This is a genomic window from Desulfotomaculum sp. (genome assembly GCF_982386235.1).
Genome location: NZ_CEVWQM010000023.1, coordinates 61,808 through 67,820, shown reverse-complemented (window position 1 = coordinate 67,820; position 6,013 = coordinate 61,808). Strand labels below are relative to the sequence as shown.

Here is a 6,013-nt window from a genome sequence, read left to right as displayed (position 1 = left end):
TTATCCTTGATTTACTCGCTAGCGTCTTTTCATAACGCTTGACGAGGATGTTTTTTGTGGTCGTCTTAGTTTCATCTTAACGATGACTTTTGACTTGACCTGTTTTTCATCCATCATCTGCTGTTTAGTTTTCAAAGACCGATTTTGCTTGTCCCGATCTCGCGACCGGAAGCTTATCTTACCACTTTTTCTGTGTTCGTTGCAAGTGGTAATTTTTTCTCATCACCTCGCGGCGACATTTATTATGTTAACACTTATTATTTCTTAATGCAAGGCTTTTTTGTGTTTTTGGTGTTGTTTTTTCATATGATATTATTTCCAATGTTTCGAACATTATACAAAGAAAATATCTACCGAATATATGAGTTCTTTCTGATATTTCCTTTGCCAAAAATAATTATTTTTCCCTTCATATAAAATTATTGACATGCCCTGTATCTGACCTATACAATCATAACAGACCGACCAGTCTGTTTGGAAAGGAGATAATTTTTTGGCAAAGGAAGTTAAAAAGGACATCATTGCCGATGCGGCCTTATCTTGCTTCTTAGCATCTGGTTATGGGGCAACCTCCGTGGACGAAATCGCTAAGGCATCCGGCATGAGCAAGGGCGGCATTTATTGGCACTTTAAAAGCAAGGAAGAAATTTTCATTTATCTTATTACCCGCTTGGTGGAAGAATGGAACGCCCATTACATAGCAACTCTAAAGGACACCCATACAGCCTCGGATAAGCTGGTAAAATATGTAGAGCATCATCTACAAGATGTAGACACACCGTTCACTGCCTTAGTACTGGAATTTCTTCTGCAAAATAAGGATAAAGAAAACGTCATTAAAATGCATTATGAAATTGATAAACCCACCAATGTCATTTTTACCATTATTAAGGAAGCAGTAGAAAATGGCGAATTTAAGCCCATGGACCCCAAAATTTTGACCCGGTCCTTTTTAGCCATCTTTGAAGGCTGCGTTCTCCAATCCTTCATGCACCAGGATAAGCAGTTATTAGAAGAAACGATGAAAACTGCCTTAGATATTTTTCTTACTGGGGTTCGTGCTAATTAATTAATCAATAAATATTCGAAAGGAGCAACTAATTTTGAAAAAACTCATAAATACTGTTAGTCTGCTGCTATTACTTGCTGTGGTAATGACAGGCTGCGGCAAAGAAGCCCCCAAGGTAGAGGAAAAACTGGTTCCTGTGGAAACCACCAAAATTTCCACCGGCGACCTTAGCCATTCTTTAAATACTACGGGTGAAATTATTGCCGGGGCGGATGTTAATGTAATGCCTAAGGTCTCCGGTCGTGTACAAAATGTCGTAGTTAAAGTAGGAGATAAAGTACATAAAGGTCAGGTGCTGTTCCAACTGGAGGGCAACGATGCTCAAAATGCCCTTGCCCAGGCAGAGGCCGGCCTCGATTTAGCCCAGGCCAATTTGGAACGGGCTCAACAAGGGCTTAAAGATGCCCAAATAAACTTTGACCGAAGCAAAGAACTTTATGATTCCCAAGCCATTTCCAAGTCACAATTTGAGCAGGCTGAAAGCGGTTTAGTGAGTGCCCAAACAAACTTAAAGGTCTCCGAGGCCCAGGTGAAACAAGCCCAGGCATCTTTAAATACAACCCAGGATAACTACAATAATGCTACTGTGGTCTCCCCCATTAACGGCGTGGTGGCTGCTATTAATGTAGATCCCGGTGCAATGGTAAGTCCCCAAGTATCAACAGTAACCGTAGTACAAATGGATACGACTAAGGTTAAGGTAAATGTCTCCGAGAACGTGGTGGATTCCATTAAAGCCGGCACGAAGGTACCTGTGACCGTCAACGCCATCAATAAAACCGTGACCGGTACCGTTCTTTCCGTGGCTCCAAAGGCTGACCCTGCTACTCGAGCCTTTGCCGTGGAGGTTCAGTTACCAAATGAAAAGGGTGATATTAAACCTGGCATGGTGGCCCGCTTAAATTTATCAACCGGTACCTCCACCGGTGTGCTAGTTTTACCGATCGATGCCGTTCTTGAGAGAGATGGACAATATACCGTCTTTATTGTAGAAGATGGTAAAGCCAAAGAGGTATCCGTCAAGGTAGGCACTACCTCCGGAGAATTAACAGAAATTAGCTCTGGTTTAAAAGAGGGTCAAACCGTTATCGTTACCGGTAACCGGCTGGTGAGTGAAGGGCAGAAGGTGAAAGTGGTCAAAGAACTGGGGGGTGCCTCTAAGTGAAAATAGCAGACATCTCTGTTGATCGCCCGGTGGCCATTTCCATGCTGATTATTGCTTTAGTGGTTCTGGGTCTCTTTTCCTTGCCACGTCTGGCGGTAGATCTCTACCCTGAAATGGAACTCCCCGTTGCCATTGTTTCTACCTCTTATGACGGAGCGTCGCCAGCCGAAGTTGAGGAATTGATCAGCAAACCTTTAGAATCAGCAATGGCCACTACTGAAAATATCTCGGAAATTCGCTCTAATTCCCAAAACGGTTTCTCCCTGGTAATTGTCTTATTTAACTGGGGCACCAATATGGATAATGCTGCCATTGATTTAAGGGAAAAGATTGACTTTGTCAGTGCTATGATGCCCGACGATGCCAGCTCCCCTCGGGTTATGAAACTAGATCCTAACCAAGCACCCATCATCTCCTTCTCATTAACCGGTGCTAATGGCGATTTAGTAAAACTTAAGAGAATTGCCGAAGACGAAATCCAGCCTCGTCTGGAACGGATTAAGGGTGTCGGTTCTGTCTATATCAGCGGTGGTAAAACTCGGGAAATTAAAGTTATTCTGGACCCCGCAAAAATGGAAACCTATGGCTTAAGTGCCGGGCAAATTATGCAGTCCATCGCTTCTGATAATATTAATGGTACCGCAGGCCAAGTGGACAAAGGCTCTAGCCAAACTACTATCCGGGTGGTTGGTGAATATAAAAGCATAGACCAACTGAAAGAAGTGCGGATTAGTCTTGCCACCGGCAACTCCATTGCATTAAAAGATCTCGCCACCATCGAAGATGGTTTTAAAGAAGAGAACACATATACATTTACAGATGGTAAAACCTCTTTGGGCATGAGTATCATGAAAGCCACCGGGGGCAATACCGTTACCGTAGCCAACGAGGTCATGGCAGAGGTTGAAGAGCTCAACAAAACTCTTCCGGATGGTATTGAAATTACCACCGTGATGGACACCTCTAAATTTATTAAGGACTCCATTAATAACGTTGTGGAACACGGCCTATTGGGCGGCATGTTTGCCGTGATCGTCCTCTATCTGTTCCTACGCAGCGTCCGGAGTACCCTGGTAGTAGCCTTGACCATCCCCATTTCCATCATCGCTACCTTTGCCATGATGTATTTTGGTAACCAATCCATTAACATGCTTTCCCTAGGTGGACTGGTACTAGGTCTGGGCTCCCTGGTGGACTTCTCTGTGGTAGTTTTAGAAAGTATTTACCGCTATCGTCAAAACGGTTTTAGTATTATTGAAGCTGCTAAGCTGGGTACCGCTGAGGTGTCAAATGCTGTGACCGCGTCGGCCTTAGCCCAAGTGGTGGTTTTCATGCCCATTGTATTCGTAGAAGGAATCGCCGGGATATTATTTAAACCCATGGCCTTAACGGTAAGTTTTTCTCACATTGCAGCCCTTTTTGCTGCTTTAACCTTGGTTCCCATGATGTCCGCACGATTGCTGCGAAATGTTGCCCCGGCGGACGAAACACTGCCGGAGGGTAAAACAAAAAACCCGGTTATCGTGTTTGGCAAATTTTTACACTCTTTGAATCAACGTTATGGTCGTATATTAAATTGGTCCCTTGGAAACCGGAAAAAGGTCGTTGGTTTAACTGCAGTTTTACTCATAGCCAGTATTGCTGCCACTCCTTTAATTGGTACAGAGTTTATAACCACCATGGATCAGGGTGAAATTTCGGTAAATATTGAAATGCCCGCAGGTACAAAGATAGAAGAAACCTCACGGGTTGCTAAGGACCTGGAAAACATAGCTCGCAACGAGGTAAAGGAAATCGAGCGTATCTTTACCACGGTGGGTGGTGGCCAACTCTCTTTCCTGGGAAGCAGTGCCAGTGACCAAGCCTCCCTACAGATTAAGCTAGTGCCCTTGGAAAAACGGAAGATTTCTACGGAGCAAGCTACAGAAAAACTGCGTCAAGCCATGCAAGATACCCCTGGTGCCGATATTACCGTAGCAATTACAGACAATTCCGGTGCCGGTTCCGGCAGTGCAGTTCAAATTGGCATCCGCGGTGATGATTTAGAGGTACTGGAACAAATTGGCGACTTGCTTGTCGAAACGGTTAAAGATGTAGAGGGCACCAGAAACGTGACCAACTCCATGACAGAAGCCACTGCCGAGATGCGCATTAATGTCGATCGAGAACAAGCTGCCCGCTACGGACTATCCGCCAGTCAGATTCTCTCAGCAGTGAGTACTTCCTTTGATGGTAGATTGGTCGGTCAAATGCGTACCGGCGCTGATGAAGTGGACATCCGTATGCTGACCCCAGAAGACACTGGTAAGAGCATTGATACCTTAGCAAACCTAACCATTGTTTCACCAACTGGGGCTAGGGTACCCGTATCTGCGGTGGCAAGCATCGAATCCCACCACATGCCGGCAGCAATCTCTCGTACGGATCAATCCCGGGAAATTACCGTCACAGCCGATGTAATCGGTCGTGACATCGGCAGTATCAATAAGGATATCCAAGTAGCCCTTAATCAATTAGCTTTACCTGACGGCTACGAAGTTAGTTTCGGTGGTCAAGCTGAGGATATGGCAGAATCCTTTGCAAGTCTGGGGCTGGCCCTGTTGCTGTCGGTGTTACTGGTATTTATGGTTATGGCCGCTCAGTTTGAATCTTTGTTCCAGCCCTTTATTATCATGTTCTCCCTGCCGCCAACCTTTATTGGTGCGATCTTTGGTCTAGGTGTCACAGGGAACCCCATCAGTGTAACGGCAATGATTGGCGCGATCATGCTAGTGGGTGTTGTGTTAAATAACGCCATCGTACTGGTAGACTATATTAACGTACTGCGTCGAAGAGGACATGAACGTAATGAGGCAATCTTAATGGCTGGTCCAATACGACTGCGTCCCATTTTGATGACTGCTTTGACAACTGTACTGGCCTTACTGCCCATGGCCTTTGGCAGCGGCGAAGGTGCTGAAGCCCAGGCACCAATGGCTATTGTAATTGCCTTTGGTTTGACCTTCTCCACAGTAATTACCCTGGTGCTTGTACCAGTGGTTTATACACTCTTTGATGACTTGGGTAAAAAATTCTCTGGTAAGTACAGCAAGCTGCTTAACAAATTACCCTTCCTCAAATCGAAAACCGTGTCAAGCTAAAATTACCTATTAAATTAGAATAGGAGTGTCGCAAAATTACTCGGTAACTAGCGACACTCCTATTTTTAATACACAGCAGCGGAACGCCACAGGGGTCATTCACAACATTTATGTAATATGGCATTTTTTCCTAGAGGAATAAGGACTTTTTTGTAAAAATAATATACTAAACAATGTTATAACAAGGATGGATCGTATCGTGAACCAAGTTAAACAGTTAAAATTTTCTGCACAAAAAATTAATGATTTTAGTATGCCGGGGGATTTTGATCAGCTATGTAACCAGTGTGGCAACATAGAAGCCAGCATTCTGCCAGAAGTTGAATTTCTAAGTAATAAAGTGGTTAAAAATTTCTCTCTATCTTTGTTTTGCGCCTCTACGGAATGCAGAAATCTATCCTACCACTACTTTAAAATTGAAGATATGTGTGGCTCTGATGACCTGGAAATGTTTACCCACCTGCCCAGGGGAATAAGAATAAGCTGTAATAAATGCGGCGGTCAGGAAATTCGGATCAATATAAAGCTGGATCAATCAGGCTTTAAGTATTCATATGACCTGGTAAGGGTTACCCTTTCCTGTCCCTGTGGCAACCAGGCCCAACACCAATTCCTGGGTAAATATTTTTAGATTTGTCA

4 protein-coding genes are annotated in these 6,013 nt (G+C 44.2%); all 4 read left to right on the top strand.

Annotated features, from left to right (window positions below):
• The first annotated feature begins 493 nt into the window (after positions 1-493).
• A complete protein-coding gene (locus AC1U9Z_RS13600; RefSeq protein WP_333531722.1) occupies positions 494-1,069 on the top strand; it encodes a TetR/AcrR family transcriptional regulator in 576 nt (191 codons plus the stop codon).
• Positions 1,070-1,103: 34 nt separating this feature from the next.
• Positions 1,104-2,234: an efflux RND transporter periplasmic adaptor subunit gene (locus tag AC1U9Z_RS13595; RefSeq protein ID WP_333531723.1), complete on the top strand. Its 1,131-nt coding sequence runs from the start codon at positions 1,104-1,106 to the stop codon at positions 2,232-2,234.
• A complete protein-coding gene (locus AC1U9Z_RS13590; RefSeq protein ID WP_479957856.1) occupies positions 2,231-5,374 on the top strand; it encodes an efflux RND transporter permease subunit in 3,144 nt (1,047 codons plus the stop codon). The genes AC1U9Z_RS13595 and AC1U9Z_RS13590 overlap by 4 nt, the downstream gene beginning before the upstream one ends.
• A 199-nt stretch (positions 5,375-5,573) precedes the next feature.
• Entirely contained in the window at positions 5,574-6,005 is a 432-nt protein-coding gene (locus AC1U9Z_RS13585) for a hypothetical protein (protein WP_479957854.1), read from the top strand.
• Positions 6,006-6,013 lie beyond the last annotated feature (8 nt).